The organism is Ideonella azotifigens (genome assembly GCF_006519715.1).
GTDB classification, from domain to species: Bacteria; Pseudomonadota; Gammaproteobacteria; order Burkholderiales; family Burkholderiaceae_C; genus Ideonella; species Ideonella azotifigens.
This window is the reverse complement of record NZ_VIDT01000497.1, coordinates 1-4,237: the sequence shown is the minus strand read 5'-3', so window position 1 is coordinate 4,237 and position 4,237 is coordinate 1. Positions and strand designations below refer to the sequence as shown.

At 69.8% G+C, this 4,237-nt stretch carries 5 protein-coding genes; 2 read left to right on the top strand and 3 right to left on the bottom strand.

Going from position 1 to position 4,237, the window contains the following annotated elements:
- Positions 1-42: 42 nt before the first annotated feature.
- The 3 genes from FKP22_RS22730 to FKP22_RS22720 form a co-directional block, all read right to left on the bottom strand.
- On the bottom strand, positions 43-795 hold the full coding sequence (locus FKP22_RS22730) for an ABC transporter permease (protein ID WP_170201022.1): 753 nt from the start codon (positions 793-795) through the stop codon (positions 43-45).
- On the bottom strand, positions 788-1,585 hold the full coding sequence (locus FKP22_RS22725; RefSeq protein ID WP_141289954.1) for an ABC transporter ATP-binding protein: 798 nt from the start codon (positions 1,583-1,585) through the stop codon (positions 788-790). Before FKP22_RS22725 ends, FKP22_RS22730 begins: the two co-directional genes overlap by 8 nt.
- Positions 1,586-1,706: 121 nt before the next feature.
- Positions 1,707-2,786: an ABC transporter substrate-binding protein gene (locus FKP22_RS22720; protein ID WP_170201021.1), complete on the bottom strand. Its 1,080-nt coding sequence runs from the start codon at positions 2,784-2,786 to the stop codon at positions 1,707-1,709.
- 154 nt (positions 2,787-2,940) lie between these two features.
- Here FKP22_RS22720 and FKP22_RS22715 point away from each other — a divergent pair, with 154 nt between their 5' ends.
- The gene (locus FKP22_RS22715; RefSeq protein ID WP_141289952.1) at positions 2,941-3,948 is read left to right on the top strand and encodes an isopenicillin N synthase family dioxygenase; all 1,008 of its coding nucleotides are present in this window, start codon (positions 2,941-2,943) and stop codon (positions 3,946-3,948) included.
- Positions 3,949-3,961: 13 nt separating this feature from the next.
- Positions 3,962-4,237: hydantoinase/oxoprolinase N-terminal domain-containing protein (locus FKP22_RS22710; RefSeq protein ID WP_310733360.1), on the top strand; the 276-nt coding region annotated here is incomplete at its 3' end.

Here is a 4,237-nt window from a genome sequence, read left to right as displayed (position 1 = left end):
GCTCGGCCGGCAGCGAAGAAGAAACCTGCATGGATCCCCCGCTCATGTGGACACCGGCGCGCGGTCATAGCCGGCCACACGCTCGACCAGGCAGATGTAGGCATAGGCCAGTGAGGAGACGGCACAGGCGATCAGCACCGTGGCCCACAGCCGCTGCACCTGCAGGCCGAACATCGCATTGAGCATCACCACGCCCAGGCCGGTCTCGGCGCCATTCCACTCGCCTATCAGTGCGCCCAGCACCGCCAGCGGCGCGCTGATCTTCATGCCGACGAACAGCATCGGCACCGAGCTGGGCAAGGCCAGCAGCCGAAAGCGCTGCCAGGGCGAGGCGGCCAGCACGGTGAACAGCTCCTGCTCGGCGGCCTTGTGCTCGTGCAGGCCCTGGACGATGGCCACCAGCATGGGGAACAGGCAGATCACCACGGTGATCAGCACCCGGGTGCCCAGCGTCAGGCCCAGCCAGACGCTGAGGATGGGCGCGATGGCGATCATGGGCACGCTGCTGAGCACCGCCCCGACCGTCAGCACTGCGCCCTCGCTGCGCGGCGCGGCATAGACCGCAAAGCCCACCGCCAAGGCCAGCAGGCCGGCCAGCACAAAGCCATAGCCTGCCGTCAGCAAGGTCACGCCCAGTTGCGAGAGCAGGCTGGCATGCTCGCGCCAGAGCAGTTGCAGCACGGTGGAGGGGCGTGGCAAGGTCATGGGTGCAGCACCCGCCGCCACCCATGCTTCGGCCGCCGCGAGCAGCGCGGCGAACACCATCAGCGGCAACAGCCAGCGCGCCTTAGACATCCAGGGCCTCATGGTCCAGTGCCTGCGGCAACTGGTCGAACAGCGCGCGGCGCACCTGGTCCACGATGGCGTTGAAGCGCGGGTCGTGCAGCGTGGCAAGCCGGCGCGGGCGCGGCAGGTCCACATCCAGCGTCTCGATGATGCGGCCCGGCCTGGCGGCGAAGACGAAGATGCGGTCGGCCATCAGCACGGCTTCCTCTATGGAGTGGGTGACCATCAGCGCGGTGGTGCGGGTCTCGGCGCGGATGCGCAGCAGCTCGAAGTTCATGCGGTAGCGCATCACCTCGTCGAGCGCGCCAAAGGGCTCGTCCAGCAGCAGGATCTTGGGCGAGGCCACCAGCGCCCGCGCGATGGCGCAGCGCTGCTGCATGCCGCCGGAGAGCTGCGAGGGCCGGGCATGTTCGTAGCCGGCCAGGCCCACCAGGCGCACCAGTTCCTCCGGAGAACGGGCCGGGTGGCGGCCGGCCTTGCCCAGCACCTCCAGCGGCAGGCGCACGTTCTCCAGCACGCTGCGCCAGGGCAGCAGCGTGGCCTCCTGGAAGACGAAACCGATCTGGTGCTCGCGCCGCGCCTGCTGCGGCGGCGCGCCGTCAATGGTGATCTGGCCGGCGCTGGGCGAGAAGACATCCGCCACCATGCGCAGCAGCGTGGACTTGCCGCAGCCCGAGGGGCCGATCAACGCGCCGAACTGCCCGGCTTCCAGCGCCAGGCTGACATCCGCCAGCGCCGGCACGGCCTGGCCGGCCAGCGGGAAGGACTTGGAGACATGTTGGAGCGAAAGACCGGACATGGGGCAAGGCGCTGGGAGGGGGCCTGCGCGCAGCGGTGCTGCAGGCAGGAAACAGCGGTCAGGCTACTGGAGCCACAGGCCGCGCGGGGTGCTGTTTGGGCGACGGGCGGATGCAGGAATGTCACCGCGGCGCATGGGCCGCGGTGACGATGTCCTGCGTGACCAGCCGCGTGATGTCGATCTGCGCATCGGCCGGCACGCTGCCGGCCTCGCGGCCCATGGCCACGGCCCGCTCGAACACGGCAGGGTCTATCCACAGCAGGCCATGGGTGGCGGCATCGCCGGTGACGATGTAGTCGCGCATCATCTCGGCCTGCGCCTGCTGCTCGACCAGGTTGGTGCCCGGCGGCGCGAAGTCGCGCACGATGCGCTCGGCGGCCTCGGCCGGATGGTCCACCACCCAGGCCCAGCCGCGGATCAGCGCGCGGGTGTAACGCACCAGCGCCTCGTGGTGGCGGGCCAGCGTGTCGCGCCGGGTGATCAGCACCTGCCCATACCCCGGCACGCCGAGATCCGACACATGCAGCCAGTGCGGCTCGAAGCCGATCTTTCGCAGCGCCGGCACCGCCGTGGTCGACCAGCTGTAGTACCCGTCTACCTGACCCGAGGCCAGCAGGGAGGGGTCGCTGCCCACCGGCACCAGGCGAATGCTGTCGGGGTCGATGCCGGCGCGGCGGATCAGCGGCAGCAGCTGCGCCCGCACGCTGCCGGGCACACCCAGGGTCTTGCCCACCATGTCGTGCACCGAGCGGATCGGTCGGTCGGCCGGGCTCATGATCGCGCCCGGGTCGCGCTGCATCACCGCCGCGAAGGCCACCAGCGGCTGGCCGCGCAGCGCGCCGTCAATCATGCCGGCCACATTGCTCTCGCTGACCAGCGCGCGGCCACTGGCCACCAGCGTGCGGTAGTCGGTGCCGGGGCCGCCGGCAATGAAGTTCACGTCCAGCCCTTCCTCGGCCAGGTAACCCAGTGCCTTGGCCATCAGGTAGCCGCCGAACTGGATGCCTTTGACCCAGCCCAGCTGGTGATCGAAGCTCATGAAACCTTTCGCGGAAGAGGCATGGGCGCCGCTGGCCAACACGCGGTAAGACAAGGCGCCCAGGCCCAACAGCGGTGCGGCGGCCAGCGCGGCCAATGCGCTGCGCCGGCCCAGGCGCAGCGGCGACGGGCCGTTCACGGGCAGAGAGGGAGTCAGCGGCATGGGCTTCATCTTGCCCGCAGAACGGCGCCAGGCTTGTAGCCGTTTGCGCAAGCGGCCGTGACGCAAAAGGCACCCCGCCGCCCGCCGCCTGCCGCTACCGTGACGCTCCACAGGCCTCATTGCCGCCCCTCCGTAGCCAAAGGACCCGCTTTCCATGAGCCGCAGCGCCGCAGGTGTCGAAGATCGCATCGTCGCCAAGACGGTGGACCTCGCCGAGATCCCCATCATTGATTTCTCCCCGTTCCGCCATGGCGGCGAGGCTGGCAAGCAGGCCGTTGCAGCCGAGATTGCCGACGCCTGCGCGCGCATCGGATTCTTCTACCTCAAAGGCCACGATGTGCCGCCTCAGGTGCTGGCCGAAACCTTCGCGCAGTCCAAGGCCTTCTTCCAGCGCCCGGTCGAAGAGCGGCGCCAATCGGCCGCCTCGCCGCAGTGGTACCGCGGCTGGATCCCCATGCCTAGGCGCGAAGGCGCGCTGGACCGCAACAGCCGGCTGTTCGAGCAGTACCGCATCCAGGCCGATTTCTCCGACCGCCCGGATCCCGACCCGGTGTTCGACCGGCCCAACCGCTGGCCCGAGGACATGCCGGCCTTCCGCGCCGCCTGCGAGGCGCACTACGCGGCCATGCTGGGCCTCTCGCGCGACCTGCTGCACGCTTTCGCCATTGGCCTGGGCCAGCCCGAGGACTGCTTCGACGCCTGGTTCGACCGCCCCATCTGCCAGCTCAGCCTGCTGTACTACATCCCCATCCCCGACGGCGCCGATGTCGAGGTCTCGAACACCGTCTCGCACACCGACGAAGGGCCGCTGACCATCCTCGCGCAGGACAGCGTGGGCGGGCTGGAGGTCAAGCGCCGGGACGGCACCTGGATCTCGGCGCCGCCGGTGCCCGGGGCCTACACCATCAACATCGGCGACATGATGATGTGGTGGTCCAACGGCCGCTTCCTCTCCAACTACCACCGGGTGCGCAACAAGGCCGGCGTGGAGCGCTTCTCCATCCCCTTCTTCCTGAACCCTGACCAGCACACCGTGGTGGCGCCGCTGCCCGCGCTGGTGGCGCAGGACGGCGGGCAGGCCAGGTTCGATCCGGTGCACGTGGGCACCCATCTGAAGCGCTTTTACGCGCGGCTGGAAAAGTCGCCCGGCGACTTCCTCTGACCCAAGGCCTGACGTGAACACAGCCAACCGCCCGGGCCAGGCCCGCATCGGCGCCGACATTGGCGGCACCTTCACCGACGTGGTGCTGGAAACGCCGACCCGCCGCCACTCCACCAAGCTGCTGACCACCTACGACGCGCCGGAACGGGCCCTGCTGGATGGCGTCACCCTGCTGCTGGCCGAGGCCGGCCTGGGCGCTTCCGACGTGGGCCTGGTGGTGCACGGCACGACGCTGGCCACCAACGCGCTGATCGAGCGGCGCGGGGCCCGCACCGCGCTGCTCACCACC

Bases quoted from the DNA above. Each gene is read 5' to 3' on its own strand.
- FKP22_RS22725 (WP_141289954.1), bottom strand. From the start codon at position 1,585: ATGTCCGGTCTTTCGCTCCAACATGTCTCCAAGTCCTTCCCGCTGGCC.
- FKP22_RS22730 (WP_170201022.1), bottom strand. From the start codon at position 795: ATGTCTAAGGCGCGCTGGCTGTTGCCGCTGATGGTGTTCGCCGCGCTG.
- FKP22_RS22715 (WP_141289952.1), top strand. From the start codon at position 2,941: ATGAGCCGCAGCGCCGCAGGTGTCGAAGATCGCATCGTCGCCAAGACG.
- FKP22_RS22720 (WP_170201021.1), bottom strand. From the start codon at position 2,786: ATGCCGCTGACTCCCTCTCTGCCCGTGAACGGCCCGTCGCCGCTGCGC.